21 protein-coding genes and 1 riboswitch are annotated in these 23,745 nt (G+C 64.0%); of the genes, 20 read left to right on the top strand and 1 reads right to left on the bottom strand.

Features of this window, described 5'->3' with window-relative positions:
- Positions 1-185 precede the first annotated feature (185 nt).
- Positions 186-4,889, top strand: a complete 4,704-nt coding sequence (locus QCE58_RS14275; protein WP_250440239.1) for a glutamate synthase-related protein — start codon at positions 186-188, stop codon at positions 4,887-4,889.
- Between the two features lie 68 nt (positions 4,890-4,957).
- Positions 4,958-6,424, top strand: a complete 1,467-nt coding sequence (locus QCE58_RS14270; RefSeq protein ID WP_008344103.1) for a glutamate synthase subunit beta — start codon at positions 4,958-4,960, stop codon at positions 6,422-6,424.
- Positions 6,425-6,493: 69 nt separating this feature from the next.
- Here QCE58_RS14270 and QCE58_RS14265 read toward each other — a convergent pair whose 3' ends face one another.
- The gene (locus tag QCE58_RS14265; protein ID WP_008344104.1) at positions 6,494-8,236 is read right to left on the bottom strand and encodes an ABC transporter ATP-binding protein/permease; all 1,743 of its coding nucleotides are present in this window, start codon (positions 8,234-8,236) and stop codon (positions 6,494-6,496) included.
- Positions 8,237-8,467: 231 nt separating this feature from the next.
- A riboswitch (TPP riboswitch) is annotated at positions 8,468-8,592 on the top strand.
- Positions 8,593-8,779: 187 nt separating this feature from the next.
- Here QCE58_RS14265 and QCE58_RS14260 point away from each other — a divergent pair.
- The 18 genes from QCE58_RS14260 to hisB all read left to right on the top strand — a co-directional run bounded on the left by QCE58_RS14260 (position 8,780) and on the right by hisB (position 23,728).
- Positions 8,780-9,922: an FAD-dependent oxidoreductase gene (locus QCE58_RS14260; protein ID WP_250435260.1), complete on the top strand. Its 1,143-nt coding sequence runs from the start codon at positions 8,780-8,782 to the stop codon at positions 9,920-9,922.
- 16 nt (positions 9,923-9,938) lie between these two features.
- Entirely contained in the window at positions 9,939-10,136 is a 198-nt protein-coding gene (gene thiS, locus QCE58_RS14255) for a sulfur carrier protein ThiS (RefSeq protein WP_250480712.1), read from the top strand.
- Positions 10,137-10,159: 23 nt separating this feature from the next.
- Entirely contained in the window at positions 10,160-10,966 is an 807-nt protein-coding gene (locus tag QCE58_RS14250; RefSeq protein WP_008344109.1) for a thiazole synthase, read from the top strand.
- Entirely contained in the window at positions 10,963-12,036 is a 1,074-nt protein-coding gene (gene thiE / locus QCE58_RS14245; RefSeq protein WP_250521405.1) for a thiamine phosphate synthase, read from the top strand. The genes QCE58_RS14250 and thiE overlap by 4 nt, the downstream gene beginning before the upstream one ends.
- 97 nt (positions 12,037-12,133) lie before the next feature.
- A complete protein-coding gene (locus tag QCE58_RS14240) occupies positions 12,134-12,949 on the top strand; it encodes an ABC transporter ATP-binding protein (RefSeq protein WP_008344112.1) in 816 nt (271 codons plus the stop codon).
- Positions 12,946-13,713: a lipid asymmetry maintenance ABC transporter permease subunit MlaE gene (gene mlaE / locus QCE58_RS14235; protein ID WP_008344114.1), complete on the top strand. Its 768-nt coding sequence runs from the start codon at positions 12,946-12,948 to the stop codon at positions 13,711-13,713. Before QCE58_RS14240 ends, mlaE begins: the two co-directional genes overlap by 4 nt.
- 93 nt (positions 13,714-13,806) lie before the next feature.
- Entirely contained in the window at positions 13,807-14,403 is a 597-nt protein-coding gene (mlaD, locus tag QCE58_RS14230) for an outer membrane lipid asymmetry maintenance protein MlaD (protein WP_008344116.1), read from the top strand.
- 10 nt (positions 14,404-14,413) lie between these two features.
- Positions 14,414-15,316, top strand: a complete 903-nt coding sequence (locus QCE58_RS14225) for a VacJ family lipoprotein (protein ID WP_008344117.1) — start codon at positions 14,414-14,416, stop codon at positions 15,314-15,316.
- A 124-nt stretch (positions 15,317-15,440) separates the two neighbouring features.
- Complete coding sequence (locus QCE58_RS14220) at positions 15,441-16,070, top strand: phospholipid-binding protein MlaC (protein WP_008344118.1); 630 nt, start codon at positions 15,441-15,443, stop codon at positions 16,068-16,070.
- Positions 16,067-16,354, top strand: coding sequence for a lipid asymmetry maintenance protein MlaB (locus tag QCE58_RS14215; RefSeq protein ID WP_081851876.1), 288 nt, complete (start codon positions 16,067-16,069; stop codon positions 16,352-16,354). Before QCE58_RS14220 ends, QCE58_RS14215 begins: the two co-directional genes overlap by 4 nt.
- A gap of 198 nt (positions 16,355-16,552) precedes the next feature.
- Positions 16,553-17,479, top strand: coding sequence for an ABC transporter ATP-binding protein (locus tag QCE58_RS14210; protein ID WP_008344124.1), 927 nt, complete (start codon positions 16,553-16,555; stop codon positions 17,477-17,479).
- A complete protein-coding gene (locus QCE58_RS14205) occupies positions 17,476-18,231 on the top strand; it encodes an ABC transporter permease (protein WP_008344126.1) in 756 nt (251 codons plus the stop codon). Before QCE58_RS14210 ends, QCE58_RS14205 begins: the two co-directional genes overlap by 4 nt.
- A 20-nt stretch (positions 18,232-18,251) precedes the next feature.
- Entirely contained in the window at positions 18,252-18,491 is a 240-nt protein-coding gene (locus QCE58_RS14200) for a BolA family protein (protein ID WP_008344127.1), read from the top strand.
- A gap of 151 nt (positions 18,492-18,642) precedes the next feature.
- Positions 18,643-19,914, top strand: coding sequence for a UDP-N-acetylglucosamine 1-carboxyvinyltransferase (murA, locus tag QCE58_RS14195; protein WP_008344128.1), 1,272 nt, complete (start codon positions 18,643-18,645; stop codon positions 19,912-19,914).
- Positions 19,911-20,603, top strand: coding sequence for an ATP phosphoribosyltransferase (gene hisG / locus QCE58_RS14190; RefSeq protein ID WP_008344130.1), 693 nt, complete (start codon positions 19,911-19,913; stop codon positions 20,601-20,603). The genes murA and hisG overlap by 4 nt, the downstream gene beginning before the upstream one ends.
- 46 nt (positions 20,604-20,649) lie before the next feature.
- Positions 20,650-21,972 carry a histidinol dehydrogenase gene (hisD, locus tag QCE58_RS14185; RefSeq protein WP_008344133.1) on the top strand — a complete coding sequence of 441 codons (1,323 nt, stop codon included), beginning with the start codon at positions 20,650-20,652 and terminating at the stop codon, positions 21,970-21,972.
- A gap of 75 nt (positions 21,973-22,047) precedes the next feature.
- Positions 22,048-23,124 carry a histidinol-phosphate transaminase gene (hisC, locus tag QCE58_RS14180; RefSeq protein WP_250481687.1) on the top strand — a complete coding sequence of 359 codons (1,077 nt, stop codon included), beginning with the start codon at positions 22,048-22,050 and terminating at the stop codon, positions 23,122-23,124.
- 16 nt (positions 23,125-23,140) lie between these two features.
- Positions 23,141-23,728, top strand: coding sequence for an imidazoleglycerol-phosphate dehydratase HisB (gene hisB, locus QCE58_RS14175; protein WP_008344136.1), 588 nt, complete (start codon positions 23,141-23,143; stop codon positions 23,726-23,728).
- The last annotated feature ends 17 nt before the right edge of the window (positions 23,729-23,745 follow it).

Genomic DNA, 23,745 nt, shown 5'->3' with positions numbered 1-23,745 from the left:
AAGTTTTATTTGCCATCGCTTTGATTCGTCGCGTATATTTCGATTTCCGGCAATTGCCGCGGTGCAGCGTGCCGCGCACGACCGTGCTTCGTGACACATCAAGTTGAAAGAAACCGTCGCAAGCGACAAGAAAATGGTTCAACGGCCGAGTCGATTCGGCCCCTCACAGTAGAGACGGTGTCCCCATGAACGATCATCAGCAGCCGGCAGCCGGTTCGCTTCCCGCCGCGCAGGGCATGTACGACCCTGCGAACGAACACGACGCGTGCGGCGTCGGTTTCGTCGCCCATATCAAGGGAAAAAAGAGCCACGAGATCATTCAGCAGGGTCTCAAGATTCTTGAGAATCTCGATCACCGCGGCGCGGTCGGCGCCGATCCGCTGATGGGCGACGGCGCCGGCATCCTCATTCAGGTGCCGGACGGCTTCTATCGCGAAGAAATGGCCAAGCAAGGCGTGACCTTGCCGCCTGCTGGCGAATACGGCGTCGGCATGATCTTCCTGCCGAAGGAGCATGCATCGCGTCTCGCGTGCGAGCAGGAACTGGAGCGCACGGTCAAGGCCGAGGGCCAAGTCGTGCTCGGCTGGCGCGACGTGCCGGTCGATTCCACCATGCCGATTTCGCCGACCGTGAAGGCGAGCGAGCCGCTGATCCGCCAGATTTTCATCGGGCGCGGCAAGGACATCGTCGTGACGGACGCGCTCGAGCGCAAGCTGTACATCATCCGCAAGACGGCGAGCCATCGCATCCAGGCGTTGAAGCTCAAGCACGGCAAGGAATACTTCGTGCCGTCGATGTCGTCGCGCACGGTCGTCTACAAGGGTCTGCTGCTGGCCGGCCAGGTCGGCGTGTATTACCGCGATCTGCAGGACGAGCGCGTCGTGTCGGCGCTCGCGCTCGTGCACCAGCGCTTCTCGACGAACACGTTCCCCGCGTGGGAACTCGCGCACCCGTATCGCATGATCGCGCACAACGGTGAAATCAACACCGTGAAGGGCAACGTCAACTGGCTGAACGCGCGCACCGGCGCGATCGCGTCGTACGTGCTCGGCGACGATCTGCCGAAGCTCTGGCCGCTGATCTATCCGGGCCAGTCCGACACGGCTTCGTTCGACAACTGTCTCGAACTGCTCGTGATGGCCGGCTACCCGCTCGTCCACGCAATGATGATGATGATCCCGGAAGCGTGGGAACAGCACACGCTGATGGACGACAACCGCCGCGCGTTCTACGAATACCACGCCGCGATGATGGAACCGTGGGACGGCCCCGCCGCCATCGCGTTCACGGACGGCCGCCAGATCGGCGCGACATTGGACCGTAACGGCCTGCGTCCGGCGCGCTATCTCGTCACCGACGACGATCTCGTGATCCTCGCGTCGGAATCCGGCGTGCTGCCTATTCCCGAGTCGAAGATCGTCAAGAAGTGGCGTCTGCAGCCGGGCAAGATGTTCCTGATCGACATGGAGCAGGGCCGCATCATCGAGGACAAGGAGCTGAAGGACAACCTGTCCAACGCGAAGCCGTACAAGAGCTGGATCGACGCGGTTCGCATCAAGCTCGACGAGATCGAGCCGAAGGCGGAAGACGTCGAAACGCAGCGCCGCGAAGCCGCCGCACTGCTGGACCGTCAGCAGGCGTTCGGCTACACGCAGGAAGACCTCAAGTTCCTGATGGCGCCGATGGCGCAATCGGGCGAAGAGGCCGTCGGCTCGATGGGCAACGACTCGCCGCTCGCGGTCATGTCCAACAAGAACAAGACGCTCTACAACTACTTCAAGCAGCTGTTCGCGCAGGTGACGAACCCGCCGATCGACCCGATCCGCGAAAACCTCGTCATGTCGCTCAACTCGTTCATCGGCCCGAAACCGAACCTGCTCGACACGACGAACATCAACCCGACGATGCGCCTCGAAGTGTCGCAGCCCGTGCTCGACTTCAAGGACATCGCGAAGATCCGCGCGATCGACAAGTACACCGGCGGCAAATTCAGCTCGTATGAGCTGAACATCTGCTATCCGGTGGCGTGGGGCAAGGAAGGCATCGAGGCGCGTATCGCGTCGCTGTGCGCGGAAGCCGTGGATGCCGTGCGCTCCGGCTACAACATCCTGATCGTGTCCGACCGCAAGATGGACCGCGACAACGTCGCGATCCCGGCGCTGCTCGCCACCTCCGCGATCCACTCGCATCTCGTCGCGCACGGTCTGCGCACGAGCACGGGTCTCGTCGTGGAAACGGGCTCGGCGCGCGAAACGCATCACTTCGCGCTGCTCGCGGGCTACGGCGCGGAAGCCGTTCACCCATACCTCGCGCTGGAAACGCTCGCCAACATGGCCGAAGGCCTGAAGGGCGATCTGTCGGCGGACAAGGTCATCTACAACTTCACGAAGGCGGTCGGCAAGGGCCTGTTGAAGGTCATGTCGAAGATGGGCATTTCGACGTACATGTCCTACACCGGCGCGCAGATTTTCGAAGGCGTCGGCCTGTCGTCGGAACTCGTCGAGAAGTATTTCAAGGGCACGGCGACGAAGGTCGGCGGCATCGGCATCTTCGAAGTGGCGGAAGAAGCGATTCATCTGCATCGCGAAGCGTTCGGCGACAACCCGGTCCTCGCGAACATGCTCGACGCGGGCGGTGAATATGCGTATCGCGTGCGCGGCGAAGAGCACATGTGGACGCCGGATGCGATCGCCAAGCTGCAGCACTCGGCGCGCAGCAACTCGTATCAGACGTACAAGGAATACGCCCACATCATCAACGACCAGACGAAGCGTCACATGACGTTCCGCGGTCTGTTCGAGTTCAAGGTGTCGCCGTCGAAGGCGATTCCGCTCGATGAAGTCGAATCGGCGAAGGAAATCGTCAAGCGCTTTGCGACGGGCGCGATGTCGCTCGGCTCGATCAGCACGGAAGCGCACGCCACGCTCGCCGTCGCGATGAACCGCATCGGCGGCAAGTCGAACACGGGCGAAGGCGGCGAGGACGAAACGCGTTATCGCAACGAGCTGCGCGGCATTCCGATCAAGAACGGCGACACGCTGCAATCGATCATCGGCAAGGAAGTCGTCACCGACATCCCGCTGAAGGAAGGCGATTCGCTGCGCTCGAAGATCAAGCAGGTCGCGTCGGGACGTTTCGGCGTGACGGCGGAGTATCTGTCGTCGGCGGACCAGATCCAGATCAAGATGGCGCAGGGCGCGAAGCCGGGCGAAGGCGGTCAGCTGCCGGGCCACAAGGTGTCCGAATACATCGGCAAGCTGCGTTATTCGGTGCCGGGCGTCGGCCTCATTTCGCCGCCGCCGCACCACGACATCTATTCGATCGAAGACCTCGCGCAACTCATTCACGATCTGAAGAACGTGAATTCGTCGTCGAGCATTTCGGTGAAGCTGGTGTCGGAGGTCGGTGTCGGCACGGTGGCCGCGGGCGTTGCGAAGGCGAAGGCGGATCACGTCGTGATCGCGGGCCATGACGGTGGCACGGGCGCATCGCCGCTGTCGTCGCTCAAGCACGCTGGCACGCCGTGGGAACTCGGCCTCGCCGAAACGCAGCAGACGCTGGTGCTGAACCGTCTGCGCGGGCGCATTCGCGTGCAGGCCGACGGTCAGATGAAAACCGGCCGCGACGTCGTGATCGGCGCGCTGCTCGGCGCGGACGAATTCGGCTTCGCGACGGCGCCGCTCGTCGTCGAAGGCTGCATCATGATGCGCAAGTGCCATCTGAACACGTGCCCGGTCGGCGTCGCGACGCAGGACCCGGTGCTGCGCGCGAAGTTCTCGGGCCAGCCGGAACACGTCGTCAACTTCTTCTTCTTCGTTGCGGAAGAAGTGCGCGAAATCATGGCGCAGTTCGGTATCCGCAAGTTCGATGACCTGATCGGCCGCGTCGATCTGCTCGACATGAAGAAGGGCATCGAGCACTGGAAGGCTAAGGGCCTCGACTTCTCGCGCATCTTCTATCAGGTGCCGGTGGGCGAAGACGTCGCGCGCAAGCACGTCGACGTGCAGGATCACGGTCTCGACAAGGCGCTCGATCACGTGCTGATCGAGAAGTCGAAGGCGGCGATCGAGAAGGGCGAGCATGTGTCGTTCATCCAGCCGGTGCGCAACGTGAATCGCACGGTCGGCGCGATGCTGTCCGGCCTCATCGCGAAGACGCACGGTCACGACGGCCTGCCCGACGACTCGATTCACATCCAGTTGAAGGGCACGGCGGGCCAGAGCTTTGGCGCGTTCCTCGCGAAGGGCGTGACGCTGGATCTCGTCGGCGACGGCAACGACTACGTCGGCAAGGGCCTGTCGGGCGGGCGCATCATCATTCGCCCGACCAACGACTTCCGCGGCAAGTCCGAGGAAAACATCATCTGCGGCAACACGGTGATGTACGGCGCGATCGAAGGCGAATCGTATTTCCGCGGCGTCGCGGGCGAGCGCTTCTGCGTGCGCAACTCGGGTGCGACGGCGGTCGTCGAAGGCACGGGCGATCACGGCTGCGAATACATGACGGGCGGCACGGTGGTCGTGCTCGGCGAGACGGGCCGCAACTTCGCGGCGGGCATGTCGGGCGGCATCGCGTTCGTGTACGACCCGGAAGGCGCGTTCGCCGGCAAGTGCAACAAGTCGATGGTCGCGCTCGATCCGGTGCTGCAGCAGGCCGAACAGGAGCGCACGGTGGATCGCACGCTGTGGCACGCCGGCAAGACCGACGAAGCGCTGCTCAAGGGGCTGATCGAGCGTCACTTCCAGTTCACCGGCTCGCCGCGCGCGAAGTCGCTGCTGGAAAACTGGGATTCGGCTCGCCGTCAGTTCGTCAAGGTGTTCCCGACCGAGTACCGTCGCGCGCTCACCGAAATGGGCGCGAAGAAGGGCAAGGAAGCGGTCGCGGCTTAAGCCTCGTTCAATCAGACAGACGCGCGCTCCGGGAGCGCGCGCGATCCTCACCAAATACAGAGAAAGAAATGGGCAAGGCAACCGGTTTTCTCGAGTTCGAACGCCGCCACGAGGCGTACGAAGCTCCGCTTACCCGCGTCAAGCATTACAAGGAATTCGTCGCCGCGCTGACCGATGAAGACGCGAAGGTTCAAGGCGCGCGCTGCATGGACTGCGGCATTCCGTTCTGCAACAACGGCTGCCCGGTCAACAACATCATTCCGGACTTCAACGATCTCGTGTTCCAGCAGGACTGGAAGAGCGCGATCAACGTGCTGCATTCGACCAACAACTTCCCGGAATTCACGGGCCGCATCTGCCCGGCGCCGTGCGAAGCGGCGTGCACATTGGGCATCAACGACGATCCGGTCGGCATCAAGTCGATCGAGCACGCGATCATCGACAAGGCTTTCGCCGAAGGCTGGGTCGTGCCGCAACCGCCGAAGCACAAGACGGGCAAGAAGGTCGCCGTCGTCGGTTCGGGGCCCGCGGGTCTCGCGGCCGCGCAGCAACTCGGACGCGCGGGCCATGAAGTCGTCGTGTTCGAGAAGAACGATCGCATCGGCGGTCTGCTGCGTTACGGCATCCCCGATTTCAAGCTGGAGAAGTGGCTGATCGATCGCCGCATGCGTCAGATGGAGGCGGAAGGCGTGTCGTTCCGCACGAACGTGTTCATCGGCAAGGATGCGCTGCCGGAATACATCGCGAATACGGCGAAGGAAACCATCACGCCCGACGAGCTGAAGGAACAGTTCGACGCGGTCGTGATCGCGGGCGGCTCGGAAACGCCGCGCGATCTGCCGGTGCCGGGGCGCGAGCTCGAAGGCATCTACTACGCGATGGAATTCCTGCCGCAGCAGAACAAGGTCAACGCGGGCGACAAGCTGCCGGATCAACTGCTCGCGAAGGGCAAGCATGTCGTCGTGATCGGCGGCGGCGATACGGGTTCGGATTGCGTGGGCACGTCGAATCGTCATGGCGCGAAGAGCGTGACGCAGTTCGAACTGCTCGCGCAGCCGCCCGAGGAAGAGAACAAGCCGCTCGTGTGGCCGTACTGGCCGATCAAGCTGCGTACGTCGTCGTCGCATGAAGAAGGTTGCGAGCGCGACTGGTCGGTTGCGACGAAGCGCTTCGAAGGCAAGAACGGCAAGGTCGAGAAGCTGATCGCCGTGCGCGTCGAGTGGAAGGGCGGCAAGATGCAGGAAGTGCCGGGTTCCGAGTTCGAGATGAAGGCCGATCTCGTGCTGCTCGCGATGGGCTTCACGCAGCCGGTGTCGCCGGTGCTGGATGCGTTCGGCGTCGAGAAGGATGCGCGCGGCAACGTGCGCGCCGCGACCGAAGGCGACAAGGCGTATTACACGTCGGTCGATAAAGTCTTCACCGCCGGCGATATGCGTCGCGGGCAGTCGCTGGTCGTCTGGGCGATTCGCGAAGGACGTCAGTGCGCACGATCGGTGGATGCGTATCTGATGGGATCGAGCGAGTTGCCGCGGTAAGCGTCGCTCGACGCTTCATGCAAAAAGGCCACGCGATTGCGTGGCCTTTTGCTTTTGAGCGCGGACGGGTCAAACCTCCGCCATCGCCCTCTCGATCTCGATCTTGTAATCATGGAACATCGCGACCGACTCGCGATGCGCCACGCTCACAATCGCCGCCTTCGGAAGCCGCTCGACCAGCATGTTGTAGATATGCAGCTCGTTCTCGGCGTCGAGCGCGCTCGTGGCTTCGTCGAGGAACACGAAGTCCGGCTTGTGCAACAGCACGCGCGCGGCAGCAAGCCGTTGCTGCTCGCCCGGCGACAGACTCCGCGCCCAATGCGCGCTTTCCTCCAGCCGATCCGCATACGCCTCGAGATTGCACAGACGCAGCGCGTCGCGCGACTCTTCATCACTGAACGTTCCACCCGCCGACGGATACGAAAGCGCCGCGCGCAACGTGCCGATCGGCAGATAACTCATCTGCGGGACGAACATCATCTTCGCGTCGACGGGCGCGTCGATCGTGCCGTCGCCGAACGGCCAAAGACCCGCGAGCGCGCGCATCAACGTGCTCTTGCCCGAGCCCGATGGACCGACGACCAGCCAGCGCGAACCCGGCTCGATCGACACGTTCGCCACGCGCGAAAGCGGCGTGCCGTTGGGCAGCGCGAGCATGAGCCCGTTCGTCGTGAGCGACGGCGTGCTCGTGTAGTGCAGGTTGATGCCGCCGCGCTCCGTCGCTGGCGACGTTTCTTCGCGGATATGCGTCGAGCGCATCACGCGCTTGAATTCGCGCAGACGATTCACGGTCGCGCGCCATTCGACCAACGTCGAATAACTGTTGATGAACCACGAAAACGAATCGCTGACCGTGCCGAACGCCGATGAAATCTGCATCAGCACGCCGAACGAAAACGCGCCCGCGAAGTAGCGCGGCGCGGCGACCATGATCGGGAAAATGATCGCGATCTGCCCGTAGAACGACAGCACGAAGGTCATGCGCTTCGTGTACTTCATGATCATCCACCAGTTGTCGCGAATGCGCTGGAAGATGGTCTTTGCGTTCGCCGTTTCGGTCGCGATGCCGTCATAAAACGCAATCTGTTCGGCGTTCTCGCGCACGCGGATCAGGCCGAAACGGAAATCGGCCTCGACCTTCTGCTGCTGATAGTTGATCGACACGAGCGGATGCCCGACCTTCTGGATGATCAGCGAGCCGAGAATCGCGTAGAGCGCGGCGGCCCAGACCATATAGCCCGGAATCGTGATCGGCGTGCCGCCGAGCGAGAAGGTCAGCGCGCCCGCGATGGTCCAGAGAATCGTGATGAAAGTGACGAGCGTGACGAGCGTCGAAAGCAGATCGAGCGAGAGCGAAAGCGTGGTGGTGGCGAAGGATTGCAGGTCGTCGGAAATACGCTGGTCGGGGTTGTCGGCGAGGCGGTCGCGCTCGATGCGGTAGAACGCCTTGTCACCGAGCCATTGTTCCAGAAAGCGGTTGGTGAGCCATTGACGCCAGCGAAACGCGAGCATCTGCCGCAGATATCGACCGTACACCGCGAGCAGGATGTACGCGAACGCGAGGCCCGTGAAGATCAGCAGCAGATGCGGAAAGTCCTTGACGTTCTTGTTCTGCAGCGCGTTGTAGAAGTCGGCGTTCCAGCTGTTGAGCCGGACGTTGATCCACACAACGGTCATGTTGATCGCGATGATCGCGACGAGAAGGCCCCACGCGAAGCCGCGCTCCTCCGACACCCAGTAGGGCTTGATGAGGCTCCACGCCGAGACTTCGTCGGCCTTCTGCTGCGTGCTTTCGGTATGGGTGTTGGTCATGAGCTTCCTGCTGATGCGCCTCGTGGCGCCCGATTGTTACGTCCGCGGCCGGGCCGCGCGCGGCGTTTTCCGGCTCCGCAGATTGTTCCGGGGTTCGCTTAACGCTCACTTAATTTCGGGCGATCGTCCTGCGAACCATGTTCGCGGCATTGTGCCAGAGTGCCGCCGCGCACGATAAAAGGCGGGGAATCCCGGTTTGCAGCGCCTTCGCCTTTCATGTTTTAATGACCCTCGACGAAACAGGGGTGCTTCGCGTGCATCGGCGGCCGGAACGGTCGGCAGCGCGGCGAGGCTGAGAGAGACCCTTTGCACCCGATCCGGGTAATACCGGCGAGGGAAGTTTCCGGAGACCGCGCGAGCCTCGCGCCATTCCTCCAGTCTCTTCCAGTCCTTTCTTCGCGCCCGGCGCGCTTCATGCGCTGCCGAGCCGGTCTCTCCCGCTGATTTCGTCCTCGTGATGTGGCGCCGCGCCAGCACGATCGGGATCGCGTCTTTCGTCTCCATCGTGCACCGCAGCGTTACGCGTATGGAGACATCGAATTGATGAACAGAATCGATCAGGGCGCCGCGCGCCGGCCGGATTTCGCCGTCGTCGGCGGCGGGCTCGTCGGACGGCTCGTCGCCTGGCAACTCGCGGGCGCGGGCCACGACGTCGCGCTTTACGAACGCGGCGACGCCGCCGGCACACAGTCGGCCGCGTGGGTCGCCGCCGCCATGCTCGCGCCGCTCGCGGAAGCGGCGAGCGCGGAGCCGCTCGTCGTCGGGCTGGGGGCGGCATCGCTCGAACGCTGGCCTGAACTCATCGCGCAATTGCCCGAGCCGGTTTTCTTTCAGCGCAACGGCACGCTCGTCGTCTGGCACGGCGCGGATCGCGCCGAAGCGCCGCTCTTCGAACGCCGTCTCAAGGCCAATTCGCCCGCCAATCTGCTCGACGGCGGCTTCGTCAAGCTCGCGGGCGCGCAAGTCGCGCAAGCCGAACCGGCGCTCGGAACGCGCTTCGCGCAGGGCTGGCTGCTGCCGAACGAAGGCCAACTCGACAACCGTCAGGCGCTTGGCGCGCTCGCCGCCGGACTTGCCGCGCGCGGCGTGCGTACGCACTGGAACACCGCCGTCGATGCGATGCCCGACGCGCGCTGGATCATCGATTGCCGCGGCCTCGGCGGCAAGCCCGCGTGGCCCGCGCTGCGCGGCATTCGCGGCGAAGTCGCGCGCGTGCACGCGCCGGGCATCGGGCTGACGCGGCCGGTGCGGCTCTTGCATCCGCGCTATCCGCTCTACATCGCGCCGAAGGAGAACGATCTCTACGTGATCGGCGCGACGGAAGTCGAGGGCGAGGACATGTCGCCCGTGAGCGTACGTTCGGCGCTCGAGCTGCTGAGCGCCGCGTTCGCGGTGCATCCGGGTTTCGGCGAGGCGCGCATCCTCGAACTGAACTCGCATTGCCGGCCGACCTTGCCGGATCACCGGCCGGCGATCGTCTGGGACGGGGCGCGGACCTTGCGCGTGAACGGCTTGTACCGGCACGGCTTCATGATCGCGCCCGAAGTCGCGGATGCCGCGTGCCGTCTCGCCGACGCGCTCGCTTCCGGCGATATCGCCGATGCCGAGGCCTTCTCCGATTTCCGCAGCGCCGCGCGCTGGCCCGAACTGCTGCACGGCGAGTTCGCGGTTGCGCCAGCGCTCTAGTCATCAGGAAACAACCATGAACATCCACATCAATCAGCGCGTCTTCGATTTGCCCGACGCCACCACCGTCACCGACGCGCTCGCCGCGTTCGGCGCGAAACCGCCGTTCGCGGTCGCGCTGAACGGCCAGTTCGTCGCGCGCGGCGAACACGCCACGAAAATGCTCGCCGCCGGCGACAAGCTCGACGTCGTGTCGCCCGTCGCGGGCGGCTGAACTCCGAACCGAAGGATCGAACCATGACCATTTCCACCGCCGACGTCCTCACGCTCTACGGCGAGACGTTTCCGAGCCGCGTGCTGCTCGGCACGTCGCGTTATCCGTCGCTGCAATCGCTTTCCGACTCCATCGACGCCGCTCGGCCGGGCATGGTCACGGTCGCGCTGCGCCGTCAGTCGGAGACTGGCGAAGCCGGCTTTTTCGATGTGCTCAAGCGCCACGGCGTCGCGCTTTTGCCGAACACGGCGGGCTGCCAGAGCGTCGACGAGGTGCTCACGACCGCGCACATGGCGCGCGAGGTGTTCGAGACGCCGTGGATCAAACTGGAATTGATCGGCGACGACTACACGCTGCAGCCCGATCCGATCGGCCTCGTCGAAGCGGCGGCCAAGCTGATCCGCGATGGCTTCAAGGTGCTGCCTTACTGCACGGAAGATCTCGTCATCGGCCGGCGTCTGCTCGATGCCGGCTGCGAAGCGCTGATGCCGTGGGGCGCGCCCATCGGCACGGGCAAGGGCGTGACGAATCCATACGGGCTGCGCACCTTGCGCGAGCGTCTGCCGGATGTGCCGCTGATCGTCGATGCCGGTCTCGGCGTGCCGTCGCATGCGTGTCAGGTGATGGAATGGGGCTTCGATGGCGTGCTGCTCAACACGGCCGTCTCGCAGGCAACCTTCCCGCCGCAGATGGCGCGCGCGTTCGCGCTCGGCGTCGAAGCGGGGCGCACCGCGTTCCTCGCGGGCCCCATGGCCGAGCGCGACAGCGCGCAGGCGAGCACGCCGGTCGTCGGCATGCCGTTCTGGCATCAGGACGGAGGCGCGGCATGAGCTTGTTGAATCGTGAAGTGTTCTGGCCGCCGGCGGACGAGCTGACTGAAGTCGCCGAGCGGATTCGCGCGCGTCTCGGCGAATGGCCGACGGCGGAAACGCGCTGGCGCATCTGCCTGACCGCGCCGGAATCGCCGCAGGCGAGCGACATCATCGTGTTCAACGAGCCGCACGATGTGGCCGCGAACGGCGCCGCGGCAATCCTTGAAGCGCATGGCGATCGCGTCACGCTGCGTCGTGGCGACGAGCGTTTCGCGCTCGAAGGCGAATGGTCGGATGATTGGCTGTCCGCGCTCGCCGCTTTCCTCGACTGCAACTTCGAGCCGCACGACGCGCTGACGCTCGCGCTCGCCTGGCGCGCGGGCGATGAGAACAAGGACGACGCGTGGCCCGTCGATTTCGCGACGTTTCCGCGTGTCGCCGATCTGCCCGCCGCGCCCGAAGGCGGATTCCCGGCGTGCCCCGATCGGCTCGGCCTGTATCCGGTGCTGCCGAGCGCCGACTGGGTCGAGCGCGTGCTCGGTCTCGGCGTCCGCACGACGCAACTGCGCCGCAAAACCGCCGACGCCGCCGACTTGCAGCGCGAAATCTCGCGCTCGGTCGAGGCGGGACGTCGGCATGACGCACAGGTTTTCATCAACGATCATTGGCGCGAGGCGATTGCGGCGGGCGCGTACGGCGTGCACCTCGGACAGGAAGACGTGCAGACGGCCGACCTGAGCGCCATCGCGAAAGCCGGCGTGCGGCTCGGTCTGTCGACGCACGGCTATTACGAGATGTTGCGCGCGCTGCACTTCAAGCCGAGCTACCTTGCGCTCGGCGCCGTCTTCCCGACCACGACGAAAGTCATGCCGACCAAGCCACAAGGATTGGCGCGCCTGTCGCGCTACGTGCAACTGCTGTCGGGCCGGGTGCCGCTTGTCGCCATTGGTGGAATCGACGCCAAGGCGATGCCGGGCGTGCTGGAAACCGGCGTGCGCAGCGCGGCGGTCGTGCGCGCGGTCACCGAGGCACCGGACACAGCCGCGGCGGTTTTGTCACTGCAAAAAATGTTCGCAGGTCAACGGTGAAAAGTCCCAAAAGCAAGGGGATACACGCCTAGGCAAAGCACCGATTGCGCGCAGGCCCTATAATTCGGCCTCTTGCGCCAACGGAATCTCTTACCCAGTGCCTGCTTTCTCCGAGACTCTGCTAGAGCTACGCGACGTCGACTTCGGCTACGGCGACCGGCTCGTCCTGTCGAACCTGAACATGCGATTCACGCGTGGGCAGGTGGTCGCGGTCATGGGCGGCTCAGGCTGCGGCAAAACCACGACCTTGCGTCTGGTCGGCGGTCTCGTGAAGGCGAGTCGCGGCAAAGTCATGTTCGACGGACAGGACGTCGGCGCCCAGACGCGCGACGGTCTGTACGCGCTGCGCCGGAAGATGGGCATGCTGTTCCAGTTCGGCGCGTTGTTCACCGACCAGACGGTGTTCGAGAACGTCGCGTTCCCGCTGCGCGAACACACGGACCTTCCAGAAGCGCTGATCCGCGATCTCGTGCTGATGAAGCTGAACGCGGTCGGCCTGCGCGGCGCGCGCGATCTCGCGCCGTCGGAGATTTCGGGCGGCATGGCGCGCCGCGTGGCGCTCGCCCGCGCAATCGCGCTCGATCCCCAGTTGATGATGTACGACGAGCCGTTCGCCGGCCTCGATCCCATTTCGCTCGGCATCACGGCGCAACTCATCCGCACGATCAACGACGCGCTCGGCGCAACGTCCATTCTCGTTACGCACGACGTACCGGAATCCTTCGCGATCGCGGACTACGTGTATTTCATCGCGAACGGCGGCATTCACGCCGAAGGCACGCCGGCGCAACTGCGCGCATCGCAGGATCCGACCGTGCGCCAGTTCATCGACGGCACGCCCGACGGCCCATTCAAGTTCCACTATGCGAGCACGCCGCTCGCCGCAGATTTCGGCATCGGAGGGCAGGCATGATCAGCGCGCTCGGACGCTGGGTGCTCGACGGTTTCGGCACCGCAGGCTACGCAACGCGCATGTTCCTGCGCCTCGTGGTCGAATTTTTTCCGCTGTTGCGCCGCCCGCGCCTCGTCACGAAACAGATCCACTTCGTCGGCAATTATTCGCTCGTCATCATCGCGGTGTCGGGTTTGTTCGTCGGCTTCGTGCTCGGCTTGCAGGGCTATTACACGCTGAGCCGCTACGGTTCGGAACAGGCGCTCGGGCTTCTGGTGGCGCTCTCGCTCGTGCGCGAGCTCGGGCCGGTCGTCACGGCGCTACTGTTCGCGGGGCGCGCGGGCACGTCGCTGACCGCCGAAATCGGCTTGATGAAAGCCGGCGAGCAACTCACCGCCATGGAAATGATGGCGGTCGATCCGCTCAAGGTGGTCGTCGCGCCGCGCATGTGGGCGGGCATCGTCGCTATGCCGGTGCTGGCGGCCATTTTCAGCGCGGTCGGCATCATCGGCGGCTATGTCGTCGGCGTGATGCTGATCGGCGTCGATCCGGGCGCGTTCTGGTCGCAGATGCAAGGCGGCGTGGACGTGTGGCGCGATGTCGGGAACGGCGTCATCAAGAGCATCGTGTTCGGCTTCGCGGTGACGTTCATCGCGTTGTTCCAGGGCTACGAAGCACGGCCAACGCCCGAAGGCGTGTCGCGCGCGACGACGAAAACGGTCGTGTATGCGTCGCTCGCCGTGCTCGGGCTCGATTTCCTGCTCACCGCACTGATGTTCAGCTAATGAACCAAGCGCAGGCGCCGCACGAGGCGCAGGCGTTGTGAAGGGCACAGACCGTCACGCGCCATCTGCGAAAAGATTCTCTTTGGGAAGACGATGAAAAAGACTGCTCTCGACTTTTGGGTCGGCCTCTTCGTGGTGCTCGGTTTCGTGGCGCTGCTCTTTCTCGCGCTGAAGGCGGGCAACATGAGCTCCCTGTCGTTCCAGCAAACCTACGCGGTGAAACTGAAGTTCGACAACATCGGCGGACTGAAGGCGCGCGCGCCCGTGAAGAGCGCGGGCGTGACGGTCGGGCGCGTCGGCAGCATCGGCTTCGATGCGAACACGTATCAGGCCGTGGTCACGATCGATATCGACAAGCAGTATCAGTTTCCGAAGGATTCGTCCGCGAAGATCCTGACTTCCGGCTTGCTCGGCGAGCAATACATCGGCCTCGAGCCGGGCGGCGACGATCAGATGCTCAAGAACGGCGACACCATCACGATGACGCAATCGGCCGTGGTGCTCGAAAACCTGATCGGCCAGTTCCTCTACAACAAGGCGGCGGATTCGGGCGCCTCGAAATCGTCGGGGGCGCCGGCTGTGCCCGAGCCCGCACCCGCGCCGGCTTTCCCGGGCGCGGCGAGCGCGATGGGCGCATCGGGTGCGGCGGGCGCGGCAGGTGCGAGCGCCGCATCGGGCGCCGCTCAATAAGGAGAAGAACATGCAGGCGATTGGGATGCGGCGCGCAATCATGGTGGCGGGCGTCGTTGCGCTCACCGGTTGCGCGACGGTGACGACGCCGACCAAAGGGGACCCATTCGAGAGCTATAACCGGACGATGTTCACGATCAACGACACTGTTGATCAGTACGCGGTGAAGCCGGTGGCGAAGGGTTACGTGTGGCTCGTACCGGAGCCGGTGCGCAACAGCGTGACCAACTTCTTCTCGAATATCGGCGACGTGTACATCGCCGCGAACAATCTGGCGCAACTGAAAATTGCGGACGGCGTGTCGGACATCATGCGCGTCGCGATCAACACGCTGTTCGGCGTCGGCGGCCTGTTCGACGTCGCGACCATCGCGCGGCTGCCGAAGCATTCCGGCGATTTCGGGCTGACGCTCGGCCACTATGGCGTGCCGTCCGGTCCGTACGTGGTGCTGCCGCTGCTCGGGCCGAGCACGGTGCGAGATTCCGCCGGACTCGTGGTCGACTATTTCGGCAATCCGCTCACCTACGTGAGCCCGGATTCGGTGAGCTGGGCGCTCTATGGCGTGAACCTCGTCAACGTGCGCGCAAATCTTCTGGGGGCGACCGACGTGCTCGCCGATGCCGCGCTCGACAAGTATTCGTTCGTCCGAAACGCATACTTGCAGCGTCGTCAGTATCTGATTTCGGGCGGCGACGGCAGCATGCCGGACTACGGCGAAGCGCCGCTGCCGAATTACGGCGATGAAGGCACGGAAGGCGCATCGGCGACGGCGGCGCCTGCCGCGGCCGCATCGGCGGCTTCGGGTACGGCGGCGGCACCCGCACCGGCGAGCGGTAGCGCCAACACCGTGCCGGGCAACCAGTATGTTCCGCCGCGCGCGCCGCCGGGTTTCCCTTCATTCCGCTTGCGTTGAGCGGCCTGTCGCTAACGCGCGGTAACATATCTAACGATATTTCTTACGCTTTGGATGCCGCGTCGCCTGAACTCGAATCGGGCGGCGCGCTCAAACCGGAGCATCTACTTTTGCAGGGTCCGTGATGAAAAAATTCTTGCTTCTCCCCATCTTCGCGATGTTCGTCGCGTTTTGTGGCACAGCGTCGGCGCAAAGCGTCGATACGAGCTCGCCCGACACGATGATCAAGACGGTCACGCAACAAGTCCTCGACGAAATCAAGTCGGACTCGAAGATCCGCTCGGGCGACATCAACAAGATCACCGAGCTCGTCAATCAAAAGATCCTGCCGTACACGGATTTCACGCGCACGACGCGTCTCGTGATGGGCCGCAACTGGAATTCGGCGACGCCCGAACAGCAGAAGCAGATCGTCGAGCAGTTCAAGATGCTCCTGATCCGCACGTATTCCGGCGCGCTCGCGCAAGTGCGCGACCAGACGGTTCAATACAAGCCGTTCCGCGCCAATCCGGACGACACCGACGTCGTTGTCCGCTCGGTCGTGATGAACAACGGCTCGCCGGTCGAGCTCGACTATCGCCTGTACAAGACGGCGCAAGGCTGGCGCGTGTACGACATCAACGTGCTCGGCGCGTGGCTGATCCAGGCGTATCAGCAGCAATTCAACGAGCAGATCTCGCGCAATGGCGTGAGCGGCTTGCTGCAGTTCCTGACGCAGCGTAACGAGCAACTCGCGAGCGGCAAGGCATCGTGAGCACGCCAGCCACAGGCGGCCGTTTTCAGACGGCCGCGACGCTGACCCACGAGAGCGCGAAGGCCGCGCTCGAAGCGGGTCTGTCGCGCATCGCTGCGGGCGCGACCGAAGTCGATTGCGCGCCGCTCACGCAGTTCGATTCTTCCGCGCTCGCCGTGCTGCTCGCATGGCAGCGCGCAGCCACCGCGCGCGGCGCCGCGCTCGGCGTCGTCAATCTTCCTTCCGGGCTCGTCAGTCTTGCGCGAGCCTATGGCGTCGATACGCTCCTCTCGTTCCGACATTGATCCTGTTCTGACTCCGCGCAGAAGCGGCGGCGCTGCGTCGCCGCAATCAGGATCGCTCCGAAGTCGGCTCCAACGGCTTTGCCCTATAATCAAACGTTTTTTTCGCAGCCGCTCCCGGCCCTTTTTGTCTGAGGAAGGGAACGTCAGGCGAAAGTCCGCACAATCGAGGCGCGGCCGCACGAGGCGCGCGCACTGTCCATGTCAGCCATAGAAATCCGAAACGTCAGGAAGCGCTACAAGGATCTCCAGGCGCTCAAAGGCGTGAGCCTCACGGTGGAAGAGGGCGAGTTCTTCGGCTTGCTCGGCCCCAACGGTGCGGGCAAAACCACGTTGATCAGCATTCTGGCCGGTCTGGCGCGCGCCGATAGCGGCACGATCTCCGTGCGTGGTCACGATGTCGTCAGCGACTTCCGGGCCGCGCGCCGTGCGCTCGGCGTCGTGCCGCAGGAACTGGTGTTCGATCCGTTCTTCACCGTGCGCGAGTCGTTGCGCATCCAGTCGGGCTATTTCGGCTTGCGCAACAACGACGACTGGATCGACGAGGTCATGGCCAATCTCGATCTCACCGAGAAAGCCGACGTCAACACGCGCGCCCTCTCGGGCGGGATGAAGCGCCGCGTGCTCGTGGCGCAGGCGCTCGTGCATCGGCCGCCGGTGATCGTGCTCGACGAGCCCACCGCCGGCGTCGATGTCGAACTGCGTCAGACACTCTGGAAATTCATCTCGCGCCTGAATCGCGAGGGCCACACGATCGTCCTGACGACGCACTATCTCGAAGAAGCCGAGTCGCTGTGTCATCGGCTCGCGATGCTTCGTCGCGGCGAAGTCGTCGCCCTCGAACGCACGAGCACGCTGCTGCAGCGCTTTTCGGGCATGCAACTGTATCTGCGTCTGTCGAACGGCGCGTTGCCGGCGGACTTGCGCGCGCTCGAAGTCGATCCGCACGCGGTGATGGGCGCGCAACATCTGCTGCGTCTCGCGAGCTATGACGACGTCGAGCCGATTCTCGCGAAATGCCGCGCGGCCGGCTGCACGTTCGATGAAATCGAAGTGCGCAAGGCGGATCTGGAAGACGTGTTCGTGCAGGTGATGAACGAGCCGGAAGTGGTCGAGGGACTTTCATGAGCGGCTTCCAGACGTTGTTCTACAAGGAGCTGCTGCGCTTCTGGAAGGTTTCGTTTCAGACGGTCCTCGCGCCGATCGTGACGGCGCTTCTGTACCTGACGATCTTCGGTCATGCGCTTTCCGGCCGCGTCGAGGTGTATCCCGGCGTCGGTTATACGAGTTTTCTCGTGCCCGGCCTCGTGATGATGAGCGTGCTGCAGAACGCGTTCGCGAACAGTTCGTCGTCGCTGATCCAGTCGAAGATCACCGGCAATCTGGTGTTCGTGCTGCTGCCGCCGATCGCGCATTGGGAGATGTTCTTTGCGTATGTGCTGGCGTCGGTCGTGCGCGGCCTGTGCGTCGGCTTCGGCGTGTTCGTCGTGACGATATGGTTCATCCCGATGTCGTTTTCCGCGCCGCTTTACATCATTGCGTTCGCGATCCTCGGTTCGGGCATTCTCGGCACGCTGGGTCTGATCGCGGGCATCTGGGCCGACAAGTTCGACCAGCTGGCCGCGTTCCAGAACTTCCTCATCATGCCGCTCACGTTTCTTTCAGGCGTGTTCTACTCGACACATACGCTGCCGCCCGTGTGGCGCGCGGTGTCGCATCTGAACCCGTTCTTCTACATGATCGACGGCTTTCGCTATGGCTTCTTCGGCCTGTCCGACGTGAATCCGTTGATGAGCCTCGGCATCGTCGGCGGATTTTTGGCCGTGCTGGCGTTGATCGCCGTGCGACTGCTCGCGAGCGGCTACAAGCTGCGTCACTAATTCTCAAGGAGACTTCCACCATGTTGCCGACTCCGGAGCAGGTGAAGGATTACATCGCCAAAGGCCTCGCTTGCCAGCATTTGGAAGTGGAGGGCGATGGCCAGCATTTTTTCGCGACCATCGTGAGCGACGCGTTCGTCGGCAAGCGGCTGATCGCGCGTCATCAACTGGTTTATGCGGCGCTCGGCGAGCGCATGAAACAGGAGATTCATGCACTCAGCATGAAGACCCTGACCCCCGACGAGTGGAAATCGGCCTGAGTCCACCCGGCGAAGCCAAATCAGGTCATACGACTCAACACACGTAACACCGGCATCACCGGAAAGACAAAGGCAGTAAAGAGTGCGATTCATTCAAGACAACGGCGGCGCTGAAAAGGGCACCGCAGGCAGCTCGGTCGAAGGACAAGCCATGGATAAACTGGTCATCACGGGAGGCGCGAAGCTCTCCGGCGAAATCACCGTTTCGGGTGCGAAGAACGCGGCGCTGCCGATTCTTTGCGCAAGCCTTCTCACCGCCGACGACGTCCATCTGTCGAACGTGCCGAATCTTCAGGACGTTCGCACGATGGTCAAGCTGTTGCGCCAGATGGGCGTGCAGTCCGAAGTGTCCGGCGACGGGCGCGTGAACCTCAACGCGTCGAAGGTCGACAAGCTCGTCGCGCCGTACGAAATGGTCAAGACGATGCGCGCGTCGATTCTCGTGCTCGGTCCGCTCGTCGCGCGCTTCGGCGAAGCGAAGGTGTCGCTGCCCGGCGGCTGCGCGATCGGCGCGCGTCCGGTCGATCAGCACATCAAGGGCCTGCAGGCGATGGGCGCCGAGATCAACATCGAGCACGGCTTCATCGAAGCGCGCGCGAAGCGTCTGAAGGGCGCGCGCATCATCACCGACATGATCACCGTCACCGGCACCGAGAACCTGCTGATGGCGGCGGTGCTGGCCGACGGCGAGACGGTCATCGAGAACGCCGCGCGCGAACCCGAAGTGAGCGACCTCGCGCATCTGCTCGTGAAGATGGGCGCGAAGATCGACGGCATCGGCACCGACCGTCTCGTGATTCAGGGCGTCGACAAGCTGCACGGCGCGAAGCACGACGTCGTGCCGGACCGCATTGAAGCGGGCACGTTCCTGTGCGCGGTCGCGGCCGCGGGCGGCGACGTCACGCTGCGTCGCGTGAGCTCGCATCTGCTCGACGCCGTGACGGCGAAGCTGCGCGAAGCCGGCGTGACGATCGAGGAAGGCGACGACTGGATGCGCGTGCGTATGGGCAAGCGCGCCGAGGCGGTGAATATCCGCACGTCCGAATACCCCGCGTTCCCGACCGACATGCAGGCGCAGTTCATGGCGCTCAACACGATCGCGAAGGGCACCTCGCAAGTCGTCGAGACGATCTTCGAGAACCGCTTCATGCACGTTCAGGAGCTGAATCGTCTGGGCGCGAGCATCACCATCGACGGCAACACGGCGCTCATCGCCGGCGTCGAGAAGCTGTCCGGCGCGAAGGTCATGGCGACCGATCTGCGCGCGTCGGCGAGTCTCGTGATCGCGGCGATGTGCGCGGACGGCGAAACGCTGATCGACCGCATCTACCATCTGGATCGCGGCTACGACCGCATGGAATCGAAGCTGACGGCGGTCGGCGCGAACGTGCGCCGCATCAAGGGCAGCGGGAGCGAGCAATGAGTTCGCTGCCGCAGACGTCGTCGTCGGTGCAGCCGAGCGCGCCCCTCACGCTCGCGTTGTCGAAAGGGCGTATCTTCGAGGAGACGCTGCCGCTGCTCGCCGCCGCCGGCGTGCAGGTGGCCGAAGATCCGGAAAGCTCGCGCAAACTGATCCTTCCGACGACGAATCCGAATTTGCGCGTGATCATCGTGCGCGCGACCGATGTGCCGACTTACGTCGAGTACGGCGCGGCCGATTTCGGCGTCGCGGGTAAGGACGTGCTGATCGAGCACGGCGGCAGCGGCCTGTATCAGCCGGTCGATCTCGATATCGCGCGCTGCCGTATGTCGGTGGCCGTGAAGAACGGGTTCGACTATGCGAGCGCGGTGCGCCAGGGCGCGCGTCTGAAGGTCGCGACGAAGTACACGGAAACCGCGCGTCAGCATTTCGCGGCGAAGGGCGTGCACGTCGATCTGATCAAGCTGTACGGATCGATGGAACTCGCGCCGCTCGTCGGCCTGGCCGATGCGATCGTCGATCTGGTCAGCTCGGGCGGCACGCTGCGGGCGAACAATCTCGTCGAAGTCGAAGAGATCATGCAGATTTCCTCGCGCCTCGTCGTGAATCAGGCGGCGCTGAAGCTGAAGCGCGCGGCGCTCAAGCCGTTCCTCGACGCGTTCGAGCGCGCGACGGTCAGCAAGGGAAATTAGGCGGGCCGCACGACGCGGCGCGCCAACAGCAAAACGGAAAACCAGCATGTCTATCAAGATTCGCAAACTCGATTCCAGCGCCGACGGTTTCCAGAAGGCGCTGCGTGCGGTCCTCGCGTTCGAAGCGAGCGAGGATGAGGCGATCGAGCGCTCGGTCGCGCAGATTCTCGCGGACGTGAAGGCGCGCGGCGACGAAGCCGTGCTCGAATACACCAACAAGTTCGATCGTCTGAAGGCGGACAGCGTCGCGGCGCTCGAACTGCCGCTCTCGGAGATGGAAGCCGCGCTCGAAGGGCTCGAACCGAAGCGCCGCGCGGCGCTCGAAGCGGCGGCGGCGCGCGTGCGCGGCTATCACGAGAAGCAGCGCATCGAATGCGGCAGCCATAGCTGGCACTACACCGAAGCCGACGGCACCGTGCTCGGCCAGAAGGTCACGCCGCTCGATCGCGCGGGCATCTATGTGCCGGGCGGCAAGGCGGCGTATCCGTCGTCCGTGCTGATGAACGCGATTCCGGCGCGCGTGGCGGGCGTGAAGGAAATCGTGATGGTCGTGCCGACGCCCGATGGCGTGAAGAATCCGCTGGTGCTCGCGGCGGCGCTGCTCGGCGGCGTGGATCGCGTGTTCACGATCGGCGGCGCGCAAGCGGTGGCCGCGCTCGCGTACGGCACGCAAAGCGTGCCTGCCGTCGACAAGATTTGCGGTCCGGGTAACGCGTATGTCGCGTCGGCGAAGCGGCGCGTGTTCGGCACGGTCGGCATCGACATGATCGCGGGGCCGTCCGAAATTCTCGTGATCTGCGACGCCACCACCGATCCGCGCTGGGTCGCGATGGACCTCTTCTCGCAGGCCGAGCACGACGAACTCGCGCAATCCATTCTGCTGTGCCCGGACGACGACTTCATCCAGCGCGTGGAAGACGCGATCGTCGAGCTGCTGCCGGCGATGCCGCGTCGCGACGTCATCCAGCGCTCGCTCGAAGATCGCGGCGCGCTCATCAAGGTGAAGGACATGGCCGAGGCGTGCGCGATCGCCAACGATATCGCGCCGGAGCATCTTGAGATTTCCGCGCTCGATCCGCATCAGTGGGCCGCGCAAATTCACAACGCAGGCGCGATGTTCCTCGGCCGCTACACGAGCGAAAGCCTCGGCGATTACTGCGCGGGCCCGAACCACGTATTGCCGACGTCGCGCACCGCGCGCTTCTCGTCGCCGCTCGGCGTCTACGACTTCATGAAGCGTTCGAGCGTGATCGAAGTGAGCGCGGACGGCGCGCAGACGCTCGGCGAAATCGCGGCGGAACTGGCGTACGGCGAAGGCCTGCAGGCGCACGCGAAGAGCGCCGAATACCGGATGAAAAAAGTCGGCTGAAGCGAAAACCGGCCCGAATGAACGAGGCGGCCTGAGAGCCGCCACCCGAACCGGCGAGAGAGACGCCGGGAAAACATGACGACATCACAAGACATCATCCGACCCGACGTCCTCGCGATGACGAGCTATCCCGTGCCCGATGCCACGGGCCTCATCAAGCTCGACGCGATGGAAAATCCCTACACGCTGCCCGTCGACCTCGCCAAAGCATTGGGCGAGCATCTCGCGGGCGTCGCGCTGAACCGTTATCCCGCGCCGCGTCCGGCGGAATTGCTCGCCAACATCAAGCGCACCATGAACGTGCCCGACGCCTGCGACGTGCTGCTCGGCAACGGTTCGGACGAGCTCATCAGCATGATGTCGGTCGCGTGCTCGAAGCCGGGCGCGAAGGTCGTCGCTCCGGTGCCGGGCTTCGTGATGTACGAAATGTCGGCGAAATTCGCGCATCTCGAGTTCATCGGTGTGCCGCTGAAGGCCGACTTCACGCTCGACGCCGACGCGCTCGTCGCCGCCATCGATGAACACGCGCCGGCGCTCGTCTATCTGGCGTATCCGAACAACCCGACCGGCACGCTCTACGACGACGCCGACATCGAACGCGTGATCGCCGCGTCGAAGAAGAGTCTCGTCGTGATCGACGAGGCGTATCAGCCGTTCGCCGAAAAAAGCTGGATGCCGCGCGCGGCGGAGTTCGACAACGTCGTCGTGATGCGGACTGTCTCGAAGCTCGGGCTCGCGGGCATCCGTCTCGGCTACATGGCGGGCCGGCCCTCGTGGATCACGCAGTTCGACAAAGTGCGCCCGCCGTACAACATCAACGTGCTGACGCAGGCCACGGCCGATTTCCTGCTCGATCACCTCGACGTGCTCGACGCTCAAGCGGCCGAACTGCGCGCGCAACGCACGAAACTCGCACGCGAAGTGGCGGCGCTGCCCGGCATGACGGTATTCCCGAGCGCGGGCAATTTCCTGCTCGTGCGCGTTCCGGACGCCGCCGTTGCTTTCGAAACCCTTCTGACTTCGCGGGTTTTGGTAAAAAACGTGGGTAAAATGCACCCATTGCTGGCTAACTGCGTGCGTTTGACGGTCGGCTCTGCCGAAGAAAACGCGCAAATGATCGCCGCGCTCAAGAAGCTCCCCACTCTCGATTAAGTCTCAAGGAATCACCATGCGTATTGCGGAAGTCGTTCGCAACACCAGCGAAACGCAGATCCGTGTGAAGCTCGATCTGGACGGCACCGGCAAGCAGAAGCTCGCCACCGGCGTCCCGTTCCTCGATCACATGCTCGACCAGATTGCCCGTCACGGGCTCATCGATCTCGACATCGAAGCGCATGGCGACCTCCATATCGACGATCACCATACGGTAGAAGACACCGGCATCACGCTCGGAATGGCCATCGCGAAGGCCATCGGCGACCGCAAGGGCATTCGCCGTTACGGGCATTCGTACGTACCGCTCGACGAAGCGCTGTCGCGCGTCGTCATCGATTTTTCGGGGCGTCCGGGGCTCGAGTTCCATGTGCCGTTCACGCGCGCGCGCATCGGCACGTTCGACGTCGATCTGACCATCGAATTCTTCCGCGGATTCGTGAATCACGCCGGCGTGACGCTGCATATCGACAACCTGCGCGGCATCAACGCGCATCATCAGGTCGAAACCGTGTTCAAGGCGTTCGGCCGCGCGCTGCGCATGGCGTGCGAAGTCGACGAGCGCGCGGCGGGGCAGATTCCGTCGACCAAAGGCAGTCTCTAAGCCGACTGACCGGTTCG

Origin of the sequence: Caballeronia sp. LZ028, from assembly GCF_031451415.1 — a bacterium.
GTDB lineage: Bacteria > Pseudomonadota > Gammaproteobacteria > Burkholderiales > Burkholderiaceae > Caballeronia > Caballeronia zhejiangensis.
The sequence above is the reverse complement of the archived record's forward strand: the minus strand, read 5'-3'. Positions and strand labels throughout refer to the sequence as shown.

Coding starts and splice junctions, on each gene's coding strand:
- QCE58_RS14210 (WP_008344124.1), top strand. CDS start 16,553: ATGTCAGCCATAGAAATCCGAAACGTCAGGAAGCGCTACAAGGATCTC.
- QCE58_RS14265 (WP_008344104.1), bottom strand. CDS start 8,236: ATGACCAACACCCATACCGAAAGCACGCAGCAGAAGGCCGACGAAGTC.
- QCE58_RS14220 (WP_008344118.1), top strand. CDS start 15,441: ATGAAAAAATTCTTGCTTCTCCCCATCTTCGCGATGTTCGTCGCGTTT.
- mlaE (WP_008344114.1), top strand. CDS start 12,946: ATGATCAGCGCGCTCGGACGCTGGGTGCTCGACGGTTTCGGCACCGCA.
- hisD (WP_008344133.1), top strand. CDS start 20,650: ATGTCTATCAAGATTCGCAAACTCGATTCCAGCGCCGACGGTTTCCAG.
- QCE58_RS14275 (WP_250440239.1), top strand. CDS start 186: ATGAACGATCATCAGCAGCCGGCAGCCGGTTCGCTTCCCGCCGCGCAG.
- QCE58_RS14250 (WP_008344109.1), top strand. CDS start 10,160: ATGACCATTTCCACCGCCGACGTCCTCACGCTCTACGGCGAGACGTTT.
- QCE58_RS14200 (WP_008344127.1), top strand. CDS start 18,252: ATGTTGCCGACTCCGGAGCAGGTGAAGGATTACATCGCCAAAGGCCTC.
- QCE58_RS14260 (WP_250435260.1), top strand. CDS start 8,780: ATGAACAGAATCGATCAGGGCGCCGCGCGCCGGCCGGATTTCGCCGTC.
- mlaD (WP_008344116.1), top strand. CDS start 13,807: ATGAAAAAGACTGCTCTCGACTTTTGGGTCGGCCTCTTCGTGGTGCTC.
- QCE58_RS14225 (WP_008344117.1), top strand. CDS start 14,414: ATGCAGGCGATTGGGATGCGGCGCGCAATCATGGTGGCGGGCGTCGTT.
- hisG (WP_008344130.1), top strand. CDS start 19,911: ATGAGTTCGCTGCCGCAGACGTCGTCGTCGGTGCAGCCGAGCGCGCCC.
- hisB (WP_008344136.1), top strand. CDS start 23,141: ATGCGTATTGCGGAAGTCGTTCGCAACACCAGCGAAACGCAGATCCGT.
- QCE58_RS14205 (WP_008344126.1), top strand. CDS start 17,476: ATGAGCGGCTTCCAGACGTTGTTCTACAAGGAGCTGCTGCGCTTCTGG.
- thiE (WP_250521405.1), top strand. CDS start 10,963: ATGAGCTTGTTGAATCGTGAAGTGTTCTGGCCGCCGGCGGACGAGCTG.
- thiS (WP_250480712.1), top strand. CDS start 9,939: ATGAACATCCACATCAATCAGCGCGTCTTCGATTTGCCCGACGCCACC.
- hisC (WP_250481687.1), top strand. CDS start 22,048: ATGACGACATCACAAGACATCATCCGACCCGACGTCCTCGCGATGACG.
- QCE58_RS14270 (WP_008344103.1), top strand. CDS start 4,958: ATGGGCAAGGCAACCGGTTTTCTCGAGTTCGAACGCCGCCACGAGGCG.
- murA (WP_008344128.1), top strand. CDS start 18,643: ATGGATAAACTGGTCATCACGGGAGGCGCGAAGCTCTCCGGCGAAATC.